15 protein-coding genes are annotated in these 19,997 nt (G+C 69.6%); 7 read left to right on the forward strand and 8 right to left on the reverse strand.

The features are described 5' to 3' along the window. Nucleotides 1-54: 54 nt before the first annotated feature. The 6 genes from OG609_RS20990 to OG609_RS21015 form a co-directional block, all read right to left on the reverse strand. Entirely contained in the window at nt 55-798 is a 744-nt protein-coding gene (locus tag OG609_RS20990; protein ID WP_327274215.1) for a DUF4232 domain-containing protein, read from the reverse strand. A gap of 169 nt (nt 799-967) precedes the next feature. Further along, the gene (locus tag OG609_RS20995; RefSeq protein WP_327274217.1) at nt 968-3,976 is read right to left on the reverse strand and encodes an AfsR/SARP family transcriptional regulator; all 3,009 of its coding nucleotides are present in this window, start codon (nt 3,974-3,976) and stop codon (nt 968-970) included. 131 nt (nt 3,977-4,107) lie between these two features. Further along, entirely contained in the window at nt 4,108-4,329 is a 222-nt protein-coding gene (locus OG609_RS21000) for a DUF6458 family protein (RefSeq protein WP_327274218.1), read from the reverse strand. 103 nt (nt 4,330-4,432) lie between these two features. Further along, a complete protein-coding gene (locus OG609_RS21005) occupies nt 4,433-5,731 on the reverse strand; it encodes a M18 family aminopeptidase (protein WP_327274219.1) in 1,299 nt (432 codons plus the stop codon). A 114-nt stretch (nt 5,732-5,845) separates the two neighbouring features. Then, nucleotides 5,846-6,469, reverse strand: coding sequence for a Uma2 family endonuclease (locus OG609_RS21010; RefSeq protein WP_327274220.1), 624 nt, complete (start codon nt 6,467-6,469; stop codon nt 5,846-5,848). 127 nt (nt 6,470-6,596) lie between these two features. Continuing rightward, entirely contained in the window at nt 6,597-8,423 is a 1,827-nt protein-coding gene (locus OG609_RS21015) for an acyl-CoA dehydrogenase (RefSeq protein ID WP_327274222.1), read from the reverse strand. Nucleotides 8,424-8,595: 172 nt separating this feature from the next. Here OG609_RS21015 and OG609_RS21020 point away from each other — a divergent pair, with 172 nt between their 5' ends. From OG609_RS21020 to OG609_RS21030, 3 genes are all read left to right on the forward strand, one after another. Next, on the forward strand, nt 8,596-9,036 hold the full coding sequence (locus OG609_RS21020; protein WP_072487501.1) for an SseB family protein: 441 nt from the start codon (nt 8,596-8,598) through the stop codon (nt 9,034-9,036). A gap of 142 nt (nt 9,037-9,178) precedes the next feature. Beyond that, nucleotides 9,179-10,135 (forward strand): pirin family protein, encoded by a 957-nt coding sequence (locus tag OG609_RS21025; RefSeq protein WP_327274223.1) that lies wholly within the window; start codon nt 9,179-9,181, stop codon nt 10,133-10,135. 50 nt (nt 10,136-10,185) lie between these two features. Continuing rightward, nucleotides 10,186-11,241 (forward strand): AI-2E family transporter, encoded by a 1,056-nt coding sequence (locus OG609_RS21030; RefSeq protein WP_327274224.1) that lies wholly within the window; start codon nt 10,186-10,188, stop codon nt 11,239-11,241. A 44-nt stretch (nt 11,242-11,285) separates the two neighbouring features. Here the strand turns inward: OG609_RS21030 and OG609_RS21035 are convergent, their stop codons facing one another. Further along, nucleotides 11,286-13,382, reverse strand: a complete 2,097-nt coding sequence (locus tag OG609_RS21035) for an ATP-binding SpoIIE family protein phosphatase (RefSeq protein ID WP_327274225.1) — start codon at nt 13,380-13,382, stop codon at nt 11,286-11,288. A 196-nt stretch (nt 13,383-13,578) separates the two neighbouring features. Between OG609_RS21035 and aspS the strand changes: the two genes are divergently transcribed. The 4 genes from aspS to OG609_RS21055 all read left to right on the forward strand — a co-directional run bounded on the left by aspS (nt 13,579) and on the right by OG609_RS21055 (nt 18,169). Next, complete coding sequence (aspS, locus tag OG609_RS21040) at nt 13,579-15,396, forward strand: aspartate--tRNA ligase (RefSeq protein WP_327274226.1); 1,818 nt, start codon at nt 13,579-13,581, stop codon at nt 15,394-15,396. Between the two features lie 142 nt (nt 15,397-15,538). Then, a complete protein-coding gene (locus OG609_RS21045) occupies nt 15,539-16,471 on the forward strand; it encodes an intradiol ring-cleavage dioxygenase (RefSeq protein WP_327274227.1) in 933 nt (310 codons plus the stop codon). Nucleotides 16,472-16,695: 224 nt separating this feature from the next. Beyond that, nucleotides 16,696-17,520, forward strand: a complete 825-nt coding sequence (locus OG609_RS21050) for a L,D-transpeptidase family protein (RefSeq protein ID WP_327274228.1) — start codon at nt 16,696-16,698, stop codon at nt 17,518-17,520. A 73-nt stretch (nt 17,521-17,593) separates the two neighbouring features. Further along, entirely contained in the window at nt 17,594-18,169 is a 576-nt protein-coding gene (locus OG609_RS21055) for a Uma2 family endonuclease (RefSeq protein ID WP_327278126.1), read from the forward strand. 79 nt (nt 18,170-18,248) lie between these two features. On the opposite strand, the gene metG is transcribed toward OG609_RS21055, so the two are convergent. Then, nucleotides 18,249-19,853: a methionine--tRNA ligase gene (gene metG / locus OG609_RS21060; protein ID WP_327274229.1), complete on the reverse strand. Its 1,605-nt coding sequence runs from the start codon at nt 19,851-19,853 to the stop codon at nt 18,249-18,251. Nucleotides 19,854-19,997 lie beyond the last annotated feature (144 nt).

Here is a 19,997-nt window from a genome sequence, read left to right on the forward strand (position 1 = left end):
GCGGGGGTAGGGGCAGCGTCCCGCGGGGCTCGTCGTACGGCCCGGCTCAGCGGGTCAGGAGGTGCCCGCCTGCTTCATGGAGCTCACCGCTTCGGCGACCGTGCTCCGGTACAGGCCGAGCTTCGGGTCGCGCACCTTCACATCGGGGCCGAGCTCGAAGTTCTGCGTCTCCGCGTTGGGCATGTGGTCGCCGTCGGCGAGCACGTTCATCTCGTCGATCCAGGTCAGGCCGTTCGCACCGCTCGGGTTGAGGTCGATCACGGCGATGGCGGCCGTCTTGGGCTTGACCGGGTACGCGGGTGCGCCGCCCAGGCCGCCGGGAACGGTCGGCTGGATGTCGGAGCTGTGGTCCGAGGCCTTCGCGGCGCCCAGGCTGACCCGCGGGAAGTAGCTCAGGCCGCAGGAGTTCGCGCCGACGTTGTTGACCTCGATCACCTGCTGGGTGGCCGAGCCCTCGCGGGGGTACACGCGCACCGACAAATCCCCGCTCTTGCACGGGTGCTTGTAGGCGTAGCTGTCGCTGGTGTCGCCGCCCGTCTTGGCGCTGCCGTTGGACGTGCCGGTCTTCGAGGTGCCCGTCTTCGTGGCTCCGGTGTTCTGCCCGGCACCGCCGGTCTTCGCGGTGCCCGTGGTCGTCGCGTCGGTGGCGTCCGTCGAGGCGGCAGCCGCTGCGGTGTCGCTCGCCGGGCCGGCGGACTTCGTACCGGAATCATCGCCGCCGCAGGCGGTGAGGGCCAGGGCGAGCACGGCGGTGGTCGCGGCGGCAAGGACGGTGGTGCGGTTGCGGAGCGTACTCATGGAAATTCCCCCGAGTGTGACGGTGCGGCGGACGCCTGGTCATTGGCGAGCGCCCCTGACCTGCTGACATGTATGAGTCTGGGGTGCGTCGCTCATGTTCCGCTGGCGTCCCGCTGACGTCCCGCTGACGTCCGGGACCGGGACTCTCATGAAACCGCGGGTGGGCGGCTCAGCCGTCGTCGGTGAGCCGCCGGACCGCCTCGTCGTACCGTTTGCGGTACTCCGTCCGTGCCGTGACCCGTAGCAGCGCTTCGAGGGCCCGGACCGCGCCCTCGTCGTAACCGGCGGCTTCCGCCTCCCTCACCGCCAGGTCCAGCAGCCGGATGCCGTCGTCCTCCTCGCCGAGTGCCAGCCGGGCCTCGCCGCTGACGGTCAGCAGCAGCACCCGGCGTGCGGCCTCCTCGTGCTCGGGCCCGAGGTCGAGCGCCGTCCGGGCGGAGTCGAGGGCGTCCTGCGGCCGGTTCGCGGCGAGCTGCATCCGGGCGAGGTGCTGCAGCGCGAGCATCTCGGTGTGTGCGTCGCGTTCTTCGCGGGCCAGGCGCACGGCTCGTCCGCAGCCTTCCAGCGCCATGTCGAGCGTGCCCTCCTCGGCCTGCACGACGGCCAGGTTGATCAGCGCGGTCGCCTCGCCGAGCCGGTCACCGGCCTGCCGGGCGAGGCCGGGCGAGCGCTCCAGCAGGGTGACGGCCTCGGCGGTCCTGCCCTCCTCGGTCAGCACCCAGCCCAGCAGATTGATCACCCGCGACTCGGCGTACGGATCGCTCTCGGTGCGGGCGGAGTCCAGCGCCAGTTCCAGCAGCGGGGCCCAGCTGTCCCGTACCCGCCACACCACCTGCGGCCACTGGAGCAGGATGATCCGCCAGGCCCGGTCGTCGAGCCCGGCGGCCCGGGCCGCGACGGCGGCCAGTGCCAGGTCGTCGCGTTCGGTGGCCAGCCAGCGCATCGCCGCCGCCCGGTCGGTGAAGTCCCTTGTAGCGGCGGGGCGGTGGTAGTCGTCCGGCAGGACGAAGCAGGGCTCGCCGCCGGGTTCGGCCGTGTCGGCGGCGGCGAGCGCGGTGGCGATGTAGTGGTCGAGGACACGGACGAGGGTCTCGGACCCGGACGCGGGGTCCAGACCGAGGGCGTAGAGGCGTACCAGATCGTGCAGCACCCAGCGCCCGGGCGCCGTCTCGGTGACGAGGTGGGCGGTGGCGAGCCGTTCCAGCGCCGCTGCCGCGACGATCGGGTCCGTGCCGGCGAGTGCGGCGGCCGTGTACGGGTCGAAGTGGCGGCCGGGGTGGTGGCCGAGCCGGGCGAACTGGTGGACGGCGTCCGGCGGCAGCTGCTGCACGGTCAGCCGCAGCGCGGCCGAGACACCGGTGTCGTCCACGTCGAGGTACGTCAGCCGGCTGCGCTCGTCGGCCAGTTCGTCGGCCAGTCCTGCCAGCGTCCACTGCGGACGCCCCGCCAGCCGGGCCGCGGTGACACGCAGGGCGAGCGGCAGGCCTCCGCAGAGCCCGGCGAGCCGGCGGGCCGCCACCGGTTCGGCGAAAACCCGTTCCTCGCCGAGGACACCGGCCAGCAGGGCCGTGCTGTCCTGCGGTTCGAGTATGTCGAGCGGAACGGGACGGGCCGCGTCCGAGGCGATGAGGCCTTCCAGCCGGTGCCGGCTGGTGACCAGCGTGACGCAGTCGGTACCGCCCGGCAGCAGTGGCCTGACCGTCGCGGAGCCGTGGGCGTTGTCGAGGACGACGAGCAGCCGGCGCCGGTCGGTCAGGGAACGGAAGAGCGCCGCTGCGGCGGGGACGGACTCGGGGACGCGGCGCGGCGCGACGCCGAGCGCCAGCAGGAACTCACGCAGCACCTCGATGAGCGCGGGCTCGCCGGTGTCACTGAATCCGCGCAGATCGGCGAAGAGCCGTCCGTCCGGGAAGGCGGCGGGGTTGCGGTGCGCCCACTGGAGGGCCAGCGCGGTCTTTCCCACGCCGGCCGGTCCGGTGACCAGGCAGATGGGAGCCTCGCCGGCTGCGGCCCGGGTGAGCGCGGCCAGTTCGGCACCCCGCCCGTGGAAGCCGCGGGGTGCACGGGGCAGCAGATCGGTGGGGTGCGGCTCGCCGACGAGGGGCGGCGGAGGGAGAGGACGGGGAGACGGCAGGCGGCCCGGGGCGGAGCCCGTACGGGCTCCCGCCCCGTCCCCCGTACCGCTGATCAAGTCGCAGGGGCGGTCGGCCGGTTCGGCCCCCGTATCCGGCCCGGCCCGACGCTCGGCCACCGGACGGGCCATGGACACAGCCCCGCTGCTGTTGGCGATGCCCGTGCCGTTGACGTGACCGCTCCCGCCGCCCGTGCCACTGCCGGAGCCGGTGCGTGGCCGGACCGGACCGCGCATCGGCGCTGCCGGGCCGTCGGCCGTGTTCCGTCGGGCGTCCGGTGCGGTGTCCCGTCCGGCGTCCGGCCCGGGGTCGCCGCGCAGGATCAGTGCGTACGCATCGGCGAGCTCGTGCCCCGGGTCGACCCCCAGCTCATCGGCGAGCAGCCGCCTCGTGCGGTGGAACCAGTCCAGTGCCTCCGACTGACGACCCGCCCGGTACAGCGCCGTCATCAAGGCCGCCGCCAGCGACTCCCGCATCGGATGCGCAACCGCTTCCGCCCGTAGCACCGATGCCGCCCGGCTGTGCTCCCCCAACATCGTATAGGCGAGTGCCAGTTGTTCGACCGTCGCCAGTCGTGACTCCTCCAGCGAGTGCGCGGCCGCCTGGAGCGGCGGACCGGCGAACGCGCCGTTGAGCGCCGGTCCCTGCCACAGCGACAGGGCATCCTTGAGCATCAGTACGGAGTCGGCGGGGCTGCGCTGCTCCCGCGCCAGCATCAGCAGTTCTTCGAACCTCTGGGAGTCCAGCAGGGTTTCCGGTACCCGCAGCAGATACGCGTCGCCGAGGGTGACCAGCTCCACCCCGTACGCCTCCGCGTCCGCGCCCACCAGGAGGGCGCGCAGCCGGGACACATGCCCCTGGATGACGCCACGGGCGTGCAGCGGCGGCGTGTCGTCCCACAGGCAGTCCGTCAACCGGGCGATGGAGACCGGCGTGTTGGCGGACAGCAGGAGCGCGGCGAGCAGGCTGCGGCGTTTGGCGGGGCCGAGTGGCAGCGGCCCGGTGAGTGTGTCGACGGAGACGGTGCCGAGCAGCCGGAACTCCACGAGTGTCTCCCCTTCCGGGCGGGATGCGCCCGAGGTGGGGCTCGGGACAAGTCCCAGAATATCGGGGGTTCCGAGGGGCCGACGACGGGTCGGGCCCGGTCGGCGGGGCGTGACCTGACCGGCGTCGTGGGTCAGGGGTGGTGGCGCTCGCCCTCGGACACGACAGTGGTGCCGGGCGGCACGACCATCCGGCGACGCCGCGCGATGCTCGCGTGGACGAAGACTCCGATGATGCCGACGATCATCATGATCCAGCCGACCAGGTCGACGTCGACGGTGTCCATTTTCCAGTCGGTGGCGAAGGCCGGTATCGCCCCGGCACCGATGAGGATGATGCATCCTCCGAGTCCCATGAATCCCGCTTCCTCGACGGCCCGGTGGTCCGGGCCGGTGTACGGATCGCGTACCCGGCCCGGCAACGACCATGCCCGGGGCTGCGGTCGGGGCGGGGGAGACTCAGCCCGCGAGGAACGCCGTCATCGCGTTGGCCAGCAGATACGGGTCGTCCGCGCCGCACAGTTCACGGGCGCTGTGCATCGACAGGATCGCGACGCCGATGTCCACGGTCTGAATGCCGTGCCGGGCGGCGGTGATCGGGCCGATCGTGGTGCCGCACGGCATCGAGTTGTTGGAGACGAACGTCTGCCACGGCACGTCCGCCTTCTGGCATGCCGCCGCGAACACGGCCCGGCCGCTGCCGTCGGTCGCGTACCGCATATTGACGTTGACCTTGAGGATCGGTCCGCCGTTGACCATCGGGTGGTGGGTCGGGTCGTGACGCTCGGCGTAGTTGGGGTGGATCGCGTGACCGGTGTCGGAGGAGAGACAGACGGTCCCGGCGAAGGCGCGGGCACGGTCCTCGTACGTACCGCCGCGGGCGAACACCGAGCGTTCCAGGACCGTGCCGAGCAGCGGTCCGTCGGCGCCGGTGTCGGACTGCGAGCCGTTCTCCTCGTGGTCGAAGGCGGCCATGACCGGGATGTACGGAAGTTCGGTGTCCGGCTGCCCGGCGACGGCGGCGAGCGCGGCGGTCGCCGAGTGCACGGAGAGCAGGTTGTCCATCCTGGGCCCGGCCAGCAGCTCACGGTCCCGGCCCAGGTAGGCGGGCGGCTCGACGGGGTGCGGCATCAGGTCCCAGCCGGTCACGTCCTCGGTGTCGACGCCCGCCTCCTCGGCGACGAAGCGGATCAGGTCGCCCTCCTCGACGTCCCCGAGCCCCCAGATCGGCTGCATGTGCTTCTGCCGGTCGAGCTTCAGGCCGTCGGGGTTGGCGGAACGGTCCAGATGCACGGCCAGCTGCGGTACGCGCAGGAGCGGCCGGTCGATGTTCACCAGCCGGTGTGTGCCGTCGCGCAGCGAGATCCGGCCGGCGAGACCGAGGTCCCGGTCGAGCCAGGTGTTGAGGAGCGTCCCGCCGTAGATCTCCACGGCGATCTGCCGCCAGCCGTACGCCCCGGTGTCGGGCAGCGGCTTGACCCGCAGATTCGGCGAGTCGGTGTGCGCCCCGACGATCCGGTACGGAGTGTGCGCCGCGGCGCCCTCCGGCACGTACCAGGCCACGATCGCACCACCGCGCAGGACGTACTTCCCCCCGCTGGTGCCGTCCCAGGCCGCGGTCTCCTCGACCTGTCGGAATCCGGCCTTCTCCAGCCGCTCGGCAGCGGTGGCCACGGCGTGGTACGGGGAGGGGGAGGCCATCAGGAAGGCCATCAGATCGTCGGTGTGACCGCGGTCGAAGCGGAGGGAGGAACTCATGTTCTTCACTGTAACGAGGCCGGACCGGGAGGTTTCACCGTCGCCCCGCGGCCGGCGCCCGCTCGATGCCCGGGGAGTGTCGCGGGGGCTTCTCGCTGTTCCGGGCCACCAGGACTACAGCTTGTCGATGGCGGTCAGGTCGATGTCGATGTCATACGGGGCGGAGAGCTTCAGCCGGTCGTGGTGGACGCCGGTGGAGACGTATGTCTTGTTGACCGGGTCCAGCTGATACGTCCAGACCACGGGCCGGTCGTTCTCGGCTATCTCGACGAGCCAGAAGTTCGGGATGCCCGCCCCCGCGTACTTGTGCGGCTTGGTGTCGCGGTCCCTGGCCTCGGAATCGGGCGAGACGACCTCCACGGCGAGCAGGACATCGGCGGCCTGGTAGCGGGTCTGGCGCTGGTCCCCGTCCGCTTCGGCCGTCACCACGACGAGGTCGGGTTCCGGGGCGTTGCGTTTGCCGAGCACGACGGCCATTTCGCGGCGAACGCGAAGATCTTCCGGAACGTGGCTGCGCAGCCCCTGTTCCAACAGATACATCGCCAGCGCGTGGAACTTCCGCTGCGGACCCACGAAAACAAGACTCCCGTCGATCAGCTCTGTGTGCGGCGGGAGGTCGTGAAGCGTGAACAGGTCGTCCACGGTGTAGCCGTCCGGCGGCGGCACCGGCCACTTGGCATCGTCGCGCCGCAGCTGCGACGCTTCGGGCAGTGCCTCGGCGGTCATGGTTCCTCCCATGGGCGGGATTCTCGGCCGTGCACTCAGCGTACCCAGCTGATACGACAGCACCGCCACCCGAAAGCGTGTCCGGGTGACGGTGCGTGTTGACGATCTCGGGCGGAGAAGGCCTAGTACTCCAGCGGGACTAGAACGCGGCCTCGTCCAGCTCCATCAGCGAGTTGTCGACGGACTCGGCGAGTGCGCGCTCGGCGGAGACGCCCGGCAGGATGTTCGCGGCGAAGAATTTCGCGGCGGCGATCTTGCCCTGGTAGAAGGCGACGTCCTTCGCGGAGGCGGCCGGCAGCTTCTCGGCCGCCACGGCCGCGCCCTTGAGCAGCAGGTAGCCGACGACGACATCGCCGGAGGCCATCAGCAGGCGGGTGGTGTTGAGGCCCACCTTGTAGATGTTCTTGACGTCCTCGCCGGTGGCCGTGAGGTCGGTGATCATCGTGCCGACGATCGCCTCCAGGTCCACGGCCGCCTTGGCGAGCGAGTCCAGCGCACCGGACAGTTCCTCGTTGCCCTGGGCGCCGGCGAGGAACTTCTTGATCTCCTCGGAGAGGGTGTTGAGCGAGGCACCCTGGTCGCGGACGATCTTCCGGAAGAAGAAGTCCTGGCCCTGGATCGCCGTCGTGCCCTCGTACAGCGTGTCGATCTTGGCGTCACGGATGTACTGCTCGATCGGGTATTCCTGGAGGTACCCGGAGCCACCGAACGTCTGGAGCGACTGCGCCAGCTGTTCGTACGACTTCTCGGAGCCGTAGCCCTTCACGATCGGGAGCAGCAGGTCGTTGAGGCCGTGCAGCGCCTTCGCGTCCTCGCCCGCGGCCTCCTTCTCCTGGATCGCGTCCTGGACGGAGGCGGTGTACAGGACGAGGGAGCGCATGCCCTCCGCGTACGCCTTCTGCGTCATGAGCGCGCGGCGCACGTCGGGGTGGTGCGTGATGGTGACCTTGGGGGCGGCCTTGTCCATGAACTGCGACAGGTCCGTGCCCTGGACGCGCTCCTTGGCGTACTCCAGCGCGCTCAGGTAGCCGGTCGACAGGGTCGCGATGGCCTTCGTGCCGACCATCATGCGGGCGAACTCGATGATGCGGAACATCTGGCGGATGCCGTCGTGCTTGTCACCGATCAGCCAGCCCTTGGCGGGGTGCTGGTCGCCGAACGTCATCTCGCAGGTGTTGGACGCCTTGAGGCCCATCTTGTGCTCGACGTTCGTCGCGTACACGCCGTTGCGCTCGCCCAGCTCGCCGGTGGTCCAGTCGAAGTGGAACTTCGGGACCATGAAGAGCGAGAGGCCCTTCGTGCCCGGACCTGCGCCCTCGGGGCGGGCCAGCACGTAGTGGATGATGTTCTCGGACATGTCGTGCTCGCCCGAGGTGATGAAGCGCTTCACACCTTCGATGTGCCAGGAGCCGTCCTCCTGCTCGACGGCCTTCGTGCGGCCCGCGCCGACGTCCGAACCGGCGTCCGGCTCGGTCAGCACCATCGTCGAGCCCCACTGCTTCTCGACAGCGATCTCGGCGATCTTCTTCTGCGCCTCGTTGCCCTCGTCGAAGAGGATGCCGGCGAACGCCGGGCCCGAGGAGTACATCCAGACGGCCGGGTTCGAGCCGAGCAGCAGCTCCGCGTAGGACCAGATCAGGGAGCGCGGGGAGGTGGTGCCGCCGATCTCCTCGGGCAGGCCCAGACGCCAGTACTCGGAGTCCATGAACGCCTGGTACGACTTCTTGAAGCTCTCCGGGACCGGCGCGGTGTTGGTCTCCGGGTCGAAGACCGGCGGGTTGCGGTCGGCGTCGGCGAAGGATTCGGCCAGCTCGTTCTCCGCGAGGCGGGCGACCTCGTCGAGGATGCTCTTCGCCGTCTCGACGTCCATCTCGGCGAACGGGCCGGTGCCGTACGTCTTGTCGCGCCCGAGCACCTCGAAGAGGTTGAACTCGATGTCGCGGAGATTCGACTTGTAGTGCCCCATGGGAAGGCTCCGTAATCAATAGCAGTGGCGTGCAGCACCCCGGGAAGGGGCGTGGGCCGGGCGGGCGACGAGCTGGCGGTGCGTATATCAGCTGACCTCTCCGATGATGCTACCCGTCAGTAATAAGACGCAACCCCTCAAGGGTCTGATGTGTCCGATTACTCTTTGCGGTATGTACGGCTACGACCAGAACCCGGGCGCACAGCAGCAGATGGGTGGCGGCTACGGCGAGCAGCCGCTGTATCCCGAGCCTTCGCCGCCGTCCCTGGGGGATGCGGTACGGGCCTTCACCACCGGCTCGCTGTCCGCCGAGGACTTCCAGCAGATCTTCGCGACGTCGAAGGTCTACTGCCCGCGTGGCGACAACCCCGGATTCCTCGCGCTGCACAACACCCAGCAGCCGGTGATCCCGATGTTCACCACGCTCAAGGAGTTGCGGCTGTACGCGGGCAAGGAGTCCAAGTACTTCGTGATCACCGGGGCCGAGGTGATCGACCTGCTGCCGACCGGCTACGGCTTCGTCCTCGACATGGAGGGTGAGCACCGGATGGTCTTCGACGCCAAGGCCGTGGAGCAGATGGTCGACTTCGCGATGCGCCGTATGTACGGCTGACGTCCGAGTCTTCCGGAAGGGGCCCGTACCGATTGGTACGGGCCCCTTCTCGCTGTCCGGGCGGTGCGGGAATGAACGACGCCTTGCGGGATGTTCACCATTCAACTAAATTGGGCTCAGGACAATCCCGGAGGTGGCTCCCATGCCCGCAGTGACCGTCGAAAACCCACTGACCCTGCCCAAGGTCGCCGCCTCGGGCGACGCCACGGCCCGTCCCGTGCTCGCCGTCACGACGGCGCCGAGCGGATTCGAGGGCGAGGGCTTCCCGGTTCGCCGTGCGTTCGCCGGGATCAACTACAAGTACCTCGACCCGTTCATCATGATGGACCAGATGGGCGAGGTGGAGTACGCGGCCGGAGAGCCGAAGGGCACCCCCTGGCACCCGCACCGCGGCTTCGAGACCGTCACGTACCTGATCGACGGAACCTTCGTCCACCAGGACTCCAACGGCGGCGGCGGAACCATCCGCAACGGCGACACCCAGTGGATGACCGCCGGGTCCGGCCTCCTCCACATCGAGGCGCCGCCGGAGTCCCTCGTGATGTCGGGCGGTCTCTTCCACGGCCTCCAGCTCTGGGTGAACCTGCCCAAGGCCGACAAGATGATGGCCCCCCGCTACCAGGACATCCGCGGCGGCCAGGTCCAGCTCCTCGCCTCCCCGGACGGCGGCGCGCTGCTCCGCGTCATCGCCGGTGAGCTCGACGGGCACGAGGGCCCCGGCATCACCCACACCCCGATCACGATGATCCACGCCACCGTCCGTCCCGGCGCCGAGGTGACCCTGCCGTGGCGCGAGGACTTCAACGGACTCGCGTACGTGCTCGCCGGGCGCGGCACCGTCGGTGCGGAGCGCCGCCCCGTCCACATGGGGCAGACCGCGGTCTTCGGCGCCGGTTCCTCACTGACCGTCCGCGCGGACGAGAAGCAGGACGGCAACGCCCCTGACCTGGAGGTCGTCCTGCTCGGCGGTCGTCCGATCCGCGAGCCGATGGCGCACTACGGGCCGTTCGTGATGAACAGTCAGGCCGAACTGAAGCAGGCCTTCGAGGACTTCCAGGCCGGTCGCCTCGGTACGGTGCCCGCCGTCCACGGAATGTGACACCCGCGGACGGAGTGGACATCACACCTGCACCGTGATCGGGTGGGAGGGTGCAGACCCCAAAGCCCCTCCTGCCCGACGGTGCGCGGCGCACAGCCGCCTGGTGCGGTGTCGTTCTCCTCGTCACCGGGGTCGCCGCCGTCGCGGTCTGGCTGTGCATCATCTTCAAGACCGCGGTCACCCCCGTTCTGCTCGCGCTGCTCGGTACGGCGCTGCTCGGCCCGGTCCACCGCCGGCTGACCGCCCGCGGAATGAACCGCTCGCTGGCCGCGGGGCTCACCTGCGCCCTGCTCGTCGCGGTGGTCGGCGGCGCCGGATACATCGTCGTCACCGCGCTCGTCGACACCGGTGACCAGATCGTCCGGTCGCTGAAGGACGCCGGGCAGTGGATCATCAACCACTTCGGGATCAGCAAGAGCACCAATGTGGACGATCTCGTCGCCAACGCCCAGAAGCTCGTCGAGAAGTTCGGCGCGAGCGCCGCGGGCGGGCTCCTCTCCGGGATCAGCCTGATCGGCTCGCTGATCGCGACCAGCGTCCTCGCCCTCCTGCTGACCTTCTTCTTCCTGCGCGACTCCGACAAGGCCGTGGACCTCGCCCACTCGGTCGCCCCGCGCGGTACCGGGGACCTGGTCGAGGCCATGGGGCGGCGGGCCTTCGAAGCCGTCCAGGGGTTCATGCGCGGCACCACGTTCATCGCGCTGATCGATGCCGTCTGCATCACGGCCGGTCTGCTGATCCTGCGGGTGCCGGGCGCGGTGGGGCTCGGTGCGCTGGTCTTCGTCGGCGCCTACATCCCCTACCTCGGGGCGTTCCTCTCCGGTGCGGTCGCGATCCTGGTCGCGCTCGCCGACCGGGGATTCGTGATCGCACTGTGGGCGCTGGGGGTCGTGCTCGCCGTACAGGTGCTGGAGGGCCATGTGCTCCAGCCGATGATCCAGAGCCGTACGGTCCAGATGCACCCCGCCACCATCATGATCGCGATCACCGCGGGCGCCAGCGTGGCGGGCCTGCTGGGCATGCTGCTCGCGGTGCCGGCCTGCGCGGCGGCCTTCGGTATTCTCGGCGAACTGCGCGGAGAGCGTTCCAGCCCGTCCGGCGTTTGAGGACGGAACCGTCCACGCGGAGAGCCCGAACCCGACGACCCGGTTCAGTCCCCTGCCTCCGGCCCCGACTCGTACAGCTCGAACCAGATCGACTTCCCCGCCCCCCGCGGATCCACTCCCCACGCATCGGCGAGCATCTCCATCAGCAGCAGCCCCCGTCCGCTGGAAGCCATCTCCCCGGGCCGCCGCTTGTGCGGCAGCTCGTCGCTGCCGTCGGCCACCTCCACCCGCAGCCGCCGCTCACCGTGCTCCCCCGTCGCCCGGGCGACCAACAGCGCGTCCCCGTCCGTGTGGACGAGGACATTGGTGGCCATCTCGGAGATCATCAGCACCGCCGCGTCGACCTGCTCCGGGTCCGCCCAGTCATGCAGCAGCTCCCGCAGCTGCTGCCGGGCCGCCGCGACCCGCGCCGGCTCGGCCTGGGCGATGGTCAGCGCGGTGCGCCTCGGCGCCGTCTCCCTCGGCGTCCCACCGTCGCGCCGCAGCAGCAGCAACGCGATGTCGTCCTCCCGGCGGTCCGCCAGCGGCCCGGTCGTGTAGTGCGACGTCGGCCCGTGTACGGCCTGGACGAGGGCGTCGGCGAGCTTCTCCAGATCGGACGTGTCCCGTTCCAGGACCGGCCGCAGCCGGACCCAGCCGGTCCACATGTCATGGCCGCCGGTCTCGATCAGCCCGTCAGTACAGAGCATGATCGTTTCTCCGGCCTCCAAGGTGAGCCGGGTCGTCGGATAGTCGGCGTCCGCCTCGACGCCGAGCGGCAGCCCGCCCTCGGTCTGGCGGATCATCGCGGTCCCGTCGGCGGTCATCACCACCGGATCGGGGTGGCCGGCCCGGGCGATGTCGAGGACGCCGGTCTCCGGGTCGGCCTCCGCGTACAGACAGGTCGCGAAGCGCGGCCCGGTCTCGTCCCCGTCCTCGTACGCATCGGTGAGCCCGGAGAGGAACCGCGACGCACGGGAGAGCACCGCATCCGGGCGGTGTCCCTCGGCGGCGTACGCGCGCAGGGCGATCCGCAACTGCCCCATCAGGCCCGCGGCGCGCACATCGTGGCCCTGGACGTCACCGATGACGAGGGCGATACGGCCGTTGGGGAGCGGAATCTTGTCGTACCAGTCGCCGCCGACCTGGAGCCCGCCGCCGGTCGGGATGTAGCGGGCGGCGATCTCCATCCCCGGGATGTCGGGGCCGAGGGAGGGCATCATCGAGCGCTGCAGCCCCAGCGACAGCTCCCGCTCGGTCTCGGCGACCCCGGCCCGGGTCAGCGCCTGGGCGAGCATCCGGGCCACGGTCGTCAGCACGGACCGTTCGTCCGGTGAGAACGACACCGGGTGGTGGAACCCCGCCATCCAGGCGCCCATGGTGCGCCCCGCCACGATCAGCGGCAGAAAGGCCCAGGAGCGGCGCCCGAAACGGCCGGCGAGCGGCCAGGTGGCCGGGTAGCGGCGGCTGTAGTCCTCGGGCGAGGGCAGATAGATGGCCCGCCCCGTCCGTACGACCTCGGCGGCCGGATAGTCGGTCTCCAGCGGCATGTCGTTGAACGGGCCCTCGTCGCCCATTCGGTGCCCATGGTGCCCGATGATCGTCAGCCGTTCGCCCGCGATGCCGAAGACCGCCAGGCCGTCCGGCGAGAATCCGGGCATGGAGAGCGAGGCGGCGACCCGCAGCACCTCCTCGGTCGACCGGGCCTCGGCCAGCGCCCGGCCCGCGTCCAGCAGGAACGCCTCGCGGGAGCGGCGCCAGTCACCGGTGATGGGGGTGTGCGCCCCGGTGGTGCCGGGCTGCGGCTCGGCGACCTCCTGAAGGGTGCCGACCAGCACATGGGCCGTGCTGCCCGGCTCTTCGGGAGGGAGCGGTTTGGAACGGCTGCGTACGGTACGCAGGACCCGGCCGCCTTCGTCCACGATCCGCAGCCGGGCCTCGGCGAGGGTGCCCTCGGCGACTGCGAGATTCACCACCCCGTAGATCTCGTTCCAGTCGACCGGATGGAAACGGGAACGCACCGCGGACTCACGGAAGACACCGGCAGCGGCGGGCAGCTCGAGCAGCCGGGCCGCCTCCGCATCGAGCGTGACGGTCCCGGTTCCGTTGTCCCAGCGCCACAGGCCGGTCGCGGTGGCGGCCAGGACGTCCTCGGTGCGCATTGCCCCAATTTAAGAAGATCTGCTTCGTGGACGCCACCGAGGATTGCCGCCCGGGGCCCGTCCGGGCACGGTCCACCGCCCGTCCGTCGCACCACCGATGATCTTGAAATGTCAATGTCAATGATTCCGTGCGGGTGCGGGCGGTAGCCTGGGGAGGCTGAATCCACCCCGAACCGCGAAGACTGGATGAACGAGAATGCATCGGTACAGGTCCCACACCTGCGGCGAGCTCCGCGCCTCTGACGTCGGCACCGACGTCCGGCTGAGCGGCTGGCTGCACAATCGCCGAGACCTGGGTGGCATCCTCTTCATCGATCTGCGCGACCACTACGGTCTGGTGCAGCTCGTCGCCCGTCCCGGCACCCCCGGCAACGAGGCCCTGGCGAAGCTCACCAAGGAGACCGTCGTACGGATCGACGGCAAGGTCTCCGCGCGCGGCGCCGACAACGTCAACCCGGAGCTCCCGACCGGCGAGATCGAGATCGAGGTCACCGAGGTCGAGGTGCTGGGCGAGGCCGCCCCGCTGCCCTTCACGATCAACGCCGAGGACGGGGTCAACGAGGAGCGGCGCCTGGAGTACCGCTTCCTCGACCTGCGCCGCGAGCGCATGCACCGCAACATCATGCTGCGCTCGGCCGTCATCGCCTCCATCCGCTCCAAGATGGTGGCCCTCGGCTTCAACGAGATGGCGACGCCGATCCTCACCGCGACGTCCCCCGAGGGCGCCCGTGACTTCGTCGTCCCGTCCCGCCTGAACCCGGGCAAGTTCTACGCCCTGCCCCAGGCCCCGCAGCAGTTCAAGCAGCTGCTGATGATCTCCGGCTTCGACCGCTACTTCCAGATCGCGCCGTGCTTCCGCGATGAGGACGCCCGCGCCGACCGTTCGCCCGGTGAGTTCTACCAGCTCGACGTCGAGATGTCGTTCGTCGAGCAGGAGGACGTCTTCCGGCCGATCGAGAAGCTGATGACCGAACTCTTCGAGGAGTTCGGCAACGGCCGCCACGTCACCTCGCCGTTCCCGCGCATCCCGTTCCGCGAGGCGATGCTGAAGTACGGCAACGACAAGCCGGACCTGCGCGCCCAGCTGGAACTGGTCGACATCTCCGACATCTTCGCCGACTCGGAGTTCAAGGCGTTCGCCGGCAAGCACGTCCGTGCCCTCCCGGTCCCGGACACCGCCGGCCAGTCCCGGAAGTTCTTCGACGGCCTCGGCGACTACGCCGTCCAGCACGGCGCCAAGGGCCTGGCCTGGGTCCGCGTAGGCGAGGACGGCACCCTTGCCGGTCCGATCGCCAAGTTCCTGACCGAGACCGACATCAAGACCCTCACCGAGCGTCTGTCCCTCGTCCCGGGCCACGCGGTCTTCTTCGGCGCGGGCGAGTTCGACGAGGTCTCCAAGATCATGTCCGCCGTTCGCGTCGAGGCCGCCAAGCGCGCCGGCCACTTCGAGGAGGGCGTCTTCCGGTTCTGCTGGGTCGTCGACTTCCCGATGTACGAGAAGGACGAGGACACCGGCAAGATCGACTTCTCGCACAACCCCTTCTCGATGCCCCAGGGCGGCATGAAGGACCTGGAGGAGAAGGACCCGCTGGACATCCTCGCCTGGCAGTACGACATCGTCTGCAACGGCATCGAGCTGTCCTCCGGCGCCATCCGCAACCACGAGCCCGACGTGATGCTCAAGGCCTTCGAGATCGCCGGCTACGACCGCGAGACCGTCGAGCTCGAGTTCGCGGGCATGCTCCGCGCCTTCCGCCTCGGCGCCCCGCCGCACGGCGGCATCGCCCCGGGCGTCGACCGCATCGTGATGCTCCTGGCCGACGAGCCCAACATCCGCGAGACGATCGCCTTCCCGCTCAACGGCAACGCCCAGGACCTGATGATGGGCGCGCCGACCGTGCTGGACGAGGCGCGGCTGCGCGAGCTGAACATCCAGCTCCGCAAGCCCGCCGCGCCGGCGAAGGAGAAGGCCGAGGCCAAGGACTCGGTGGCGAGGGACACCGGCGCGAAGTAAGCGTCAGCAGTTCCGCTTCTGTTCCACGTGAAACAGCCCCTGGCCGTCGGTCAGGGGCTGTTTTGCGTCGTGGCCGCCCTCCACAGCAACGCACAGCCGACACCCACGCCCCTCCCAGCTCCCCTGCCTAGCCTCACTGTTCATGACAGAGACTCAAGGGCCCGCACACAAGAAGGACATGACGCGCCGCAGGATGGTGCTCGCCGGGGGTGCGGCGATCGTTGCCGCCGGGATCGGGGCGGGCGTTGTGGCCACCGCGTCCGCCGACGAAGACACGGCCGGCGCGAAGAAGTCCGGCGGCGGACAGGGCGAGGAGTGTTACCGGCTCACCTCGGAGACCACCGAGGGGCCGTACTACATCGACGCCGACAAGTTCCGGAAGGACATCACCGAGGACAAGGAGGGCATCCCCCTCACCCTCCGGCTCAAGGTGATCGACTCCGACACCTGCAAACCCGTGAAGCACGCGGCCGTCGACATCTGGCACTGCGATGCCCTGGGGGTCTACTCGGGGTACGAGGCCATGAGCTCCGGCGGGCCCGGGGGCCCCGGCGGTGGTGGTACGCCGCCCAGCGGTACGCCCACCGACGCGCCCAGCGGTACCCCCACCGGTGCGCCGCCGTCCGGCGGGCCCGGAGGCGGGGGCGGTGGGCACAGTGAGCCCACCGACGACAAGCGGTATCTGAGGGGCACCCAGCTCACCGACAAGCACGGGTACGTGGAGTTCAAGACGATCTTCCCGGGCTGGTACCAGGGGCGCTGCGTGCACATCCACACCAAGGTGCACGTCGGCGGGAAGATGACCGATGCCGGGTACGAGGGCGGACACACCTGCCACACCGGGCAGTTCTTCTTCGCGGAGTCCGCGGTCCTCGACTCGGCGGAGGTCGAGCCGTACTCGACCAGCACCACCACCCGAACGACCCTCACCGAGGACACCATCTACGACCAGAGCGGGGTCACGGGCGGGCTGATGAAGCTCTCGTACCGCAAGCACCACATGGCGCGCGGCGTCGTCGGCTCGATCACGATGGGCGTGGACCCGGACGAGACGCACGACGGCACGGATCTCTGACCTGCCCTCAGACCTCCGTACCCCCGCGGAGATGAAGGGCCCGGAACCTACACCCACGAACGGTTCCGGGCTCTTTCCGCGGGCGTGTCCGGCGGGCGGTACAGCCGTATGGCCCTCGTGCGGATTCGCGCTCGCGTGTCGCGGCGTTAACTGGGTTCAGCGGGACGAGGCGTGACGGGGAGCTCGCCCGTGCTGCCTTCGACCACGACCGCTGAGGAGTACCCGTGTCCGTGTTCCGTCCGTCGGCTGCCCGGCGTCCCCCGTATGCCGTCTGCGCCGGAACGTGTGCCGCCGCGATTCTGCTGCTCACCGCCTGCGACAACACCACCCATACTGCCACGGGAACCCGCGATGTCCGGGTAGGCGCCACGGTTTCCGCCGGTGTCGCGGGTCCCCAGGCCGACGGGGACCGGGGGCGGGCCGCCCCCGGTCCGTACGCGCCGCGCATCAGCCCCCGCGAGATCCCCGCGCTGGGGCCGAAGACCAGGTTCGCGATCCCGGCGGATTCGCGGCAGGCGCTCGTCGTCACCGGCGACGCCTACGACTCCAGCCTGTCCACCGCGGTCCTGTACACCCGCGACGACCCCGCCCAGGGCTGGCGCGCGGCCACGGAACGCTGGCCAGCCCGCAACGCCCTGAACGGCTGGACGGACGAGCACTGGGAGGACGACCTCCGCACCCCGACCGGGGTCTACGGACTGACGTCCGCGGGCGGCCTGCTCGACCCCCCGGGGACCATGCTCCCGTACAACCAGAGCCCGGCGTTCGCGGTGAGCGGCGAGGGGTTCGACGGGGAGTCTCTGGAGGGTTCTTTCGACTATGTCATCGCCATCGACTACAACCGGATCCCCGGCGCCTCACCCCTGGACCAGAAGCGTCCGCTCGGCCAGGAGCGGGGCGGAGGCATCTGGATCCATGTGGACCACGACGGCCCGACCCAGGGCTGTATCTCGCTCCCCGAGGACCGGATGAGGGAACTGCTGCGACTCCTCGACCCGGCGAAGAAGCCGGTCGTCGTGATGGGGGACGTACAGGGGCTGGAGCGGTGAATCCCGGGTACGGGCCCGGCGTCGGGCTCGTACGCTGAAGGGAGCCCGTTTCCTTCAGGAGGCAGTGATTCGTGTGGTCGAGGAGAGTGTGCTGACCCAGGAGGTCTTCGAGGACCTTGCCCGTCACGCCGTACGCGCCGAGGAGGCACTGCGTCTGGAGTTCGTGAACGGGAAACTGGGGGTCAAGGCTGTGCCGGACGGGGATCACGGGCGGATCATCGAGTGGCTGACGCGTCTGTGCATGCAGGCCGATCCGGGGCGTTGGCTCTACGCCGAACAGGGGCTTCGGATCGAGACGTACCGCAAGGGCAACGCCCGTCCTGATGGGGCGTTCGCCCGTAGTGGCACGTTTGCCGGCCAGGGCGAGTGGGCCGACCCCGACGGCGTCCTGATGGTCGTCGAGGTCACCTCGTACGACGAGGACACCGACCGCCGGGACCGTGTCGAGAAGCCGCGTGCGTACGCCGAGACCGGCATTCCCGTCTACCTGCTCATCGACCGCGGCACCTGCGAGGTCAAGGTGCACTCGCAGCCCGACGGCGTGCGGTACGAGCAGGTGGTGACGGTTCCGTACGGGAAGACCGTAGAACTGCCCGACCCTGTGGGCATCGAACTGGACACCGAGCCGCTGAAGAGCTGGGTCCGCTGACTCCAAGGCGTCCAGCGCACGGCAAAGGGCCGGGACCGATCGTGCGGTCCCGGCCCTCGCCGTTTGTACGTGCGCCCGCTTACGCCGGCTTCTCCTCCAGGCGGGGGAACAGCACCGCGCCCTTCGTCACCGTTGTGCCCACCGGGAGCCGGCCCCAGGTGCCCGCGTCCTGTACGCGCTGGTCGGACAGCGCGCCCAGGGACGCCTCGGCGCCGAGGGAGTCCCACAGCTTCTGCGAGGTCTCCGGCATCACGGCGTTCAGCAGGACCGCGACACCGCGCAGTGACTCGGCGGCCGTGTAGAGGATCGTCGCGAGGCGGGCCTGACCCTCGGGGGAGGTGTCCTTGGCGACCTTCCAGGGCTCCTGCTCCGTGATGTAGCCGTTGACCTGCTTCACGAAGTCGAAGACCGCCAGGATGCCGGCCTGGAAGTCCAGCTCCTCGCCGATCTTCCGGTCGGCCGTGGCGACGGCCTTCGCCAGCCCCTCCTGGACCGCCTTCTCGGCGTCACCCGCAGCGGTGGCCTCCGGGAGCGCCCCGCCGAAGTACTTGCCGACCATGGCGGCGACGCGCGAGGCGAGGTTGCCGTAGTCGTTGGCGAGCTCGGAGGTGTAGCGGGCGGAGAAGTCCTCCCAGGAGAACGAGCCGTCGCTGCCGAACGCGATGGCGCGCAGGAAGTACCAGCGGTACGCGTCCACACCGAAGTGGGAGGTCAGATCCTGCGGCTTGATGCCCGTCAGGTTCGACTTCGACATCTTCTCGCCGCCGACCATCAGCCAGCCGTTGGCCGCGACCCGGCCCGGCAGCGGCAGACCCTGTGCCATCAGCATCGCGGGCCAGATCACCGCGTGGAAGCGGAGGATGTCCTTGCCGACCAGGTGGACGTCGGCGGGGAAGGTTCCGTCGAACTTCTCCTGGTTGGCGCCGTAGCCGACCGCCGTGGCGTAGTTGAGCAGGGCGTCGACCCACACGTAGATGACGTGCTTCTCGTCCCACGGCACCGGGACGCCCCAGTCGAAGGTCGAGCGGGAGATGGAGAGGTCCTGCAGGCCCTGCTTGACGAAGTTCACGACCTCGTTGCGGGCGGACTCGGGCTGGATGAAGCCCGGGTTGTTCGCGTAGAACTCCATCAGCTTCGGGCCGTACGCGCTCAGCTTGAAGAAGTAGTTCTCCTCCTTGAGGATCTCCACCGGCGTCTTGTGGATCGGGCACAGCTTGACGCCGTTCTCGTCCTCGATGAGGTCGCCGGGGAGCTTGTACTCCTCGCAGCCCACGCAGTACGGGCCCTCGTACCCGCCCTTGTAGATCTCGCCCTTGTCGTACAGGTCCTGCACGAACTCCTGCACCCGGTCGGTGTGCCGCTTCTCCGTCGTACGGATGAAGTCGTCGTTTCTGATGTTCAGGTGCTCCCAGAGGGGCTTCCATGCCTCCTCGACGAGCTTGTCGCACCACTCCTGCGGAGTGACGTTGTTCGCCTCGGCAGTGCGCATGATCTTCTGACCGTGCTCGTCCGTGCCGGTGAGGTACCACACCTTCTCGCCGCGCTGGCGGTGCCAGCGCGTGAGCACGTCGCCTGCGACGGTCGTGTAGGCGTGGCCCAGGTGAGGAGCGTCGTTGACGTAGTAGATGGGGGTCGAGACGTAGTACGCCGTCGCCCCCTGCTTCTCGGATCCAGTGGCCGCCATGGTCGAAATCCTAACGGCCTGCGGAAGATCGACTCACACCGATAAACCGGGCCCAGTGCACGGAGACCTTTGCGAAACATTCCTTCCCGTAACAAAGACGCATCCTGGGAGGGAGTGGACACGCATGCACGAGGCAGGGGACAT

This window comes from Streptomyces sp. NBC_01224 (assembly GCF_036002945.1).
Lineage (GTDB): Bacteria > Actinomycetota > Actinomycetes > Streptomycetales > Streptomycetaceae > Streptomyces.

Bases quoted from the DNA above. Each gene is read 5' to 3' on its own strand.
- OG609_RS20990 (WP_327274215.1), bottom strand. From the start codon at position 798: ATGAGTACGCTCCGCAACCGCACCACCGTCCTTGCCGCCGCGACCACC.
- OG609_RS21000 (WP_327274218.1), bottom strand. From the start codon at position 4,329: ATGGGACTCGGAGGATGCATCATCCTCATCGGTGCCGGGGCGATACCG.
- OG609_RS21005 (WP_327274219.1), bottom strand. From the start codon at position 5,731: ATGAGTTCCTCCCTCCGCTTCGACCGCGGTCACACCGACGATCTGATG.
- OG609_RS21010 (WP_327274220.1), bottom strand. From the start codon at position 6,469: ATGGGAGGAACCATGACCGCCGAGGCACTGCCCGAAGCGTCGCAGCTG.
- OG609_RS21015 (WP_327274222.1), bottom strand. From the start codon at position 8,423: ATGGGGCACTACAAGTCGAATCTCCGCGACATCGAGTTCAACCTCTTC.
- OG609_RS21020 (WP_072487501.1), top strand. From the start codon at position 8,596: ATGTACGGCTACGACCAGAACCCGGGCGCACAGCAGCAGATGGGTGGC.
- OG609_RS21025 (WP_327274223.1), top strand. From the start codon at position 9,179: ATGCCCGCAGTGACCGTCGAAAACCCACTGACCCTGCCCAAGGTCGCC.
- OG609_RS21035 (WP_327274225.1), bottom strand. From the start codon at position 13,382: ATGCGCACCGAGGACGTCCTGGCCGCCACCGCGACCGGCCTGTGGCGC.
- aspS (WP_327274226.1), top strand. From the start codon at position 13,579: ATGCATCGGTACAGGTCCCACACCTGCGGCGAGCTCCGCGCCTCTGAC.
- OG609_RS21045 (WP_327274227.1), top strand. From the start codon at position 15,539: ATGACAGAGACTCAAGGGCCCGCACACAAGAAGGACATGACGCGCCGC.
- metG (WP_327274229.1), bottom strand. From the start codon at position 19,853: ATGGCGGCCACTGGATCCGAGAAGCAGGGGGCGACGGCGTACTACGTC.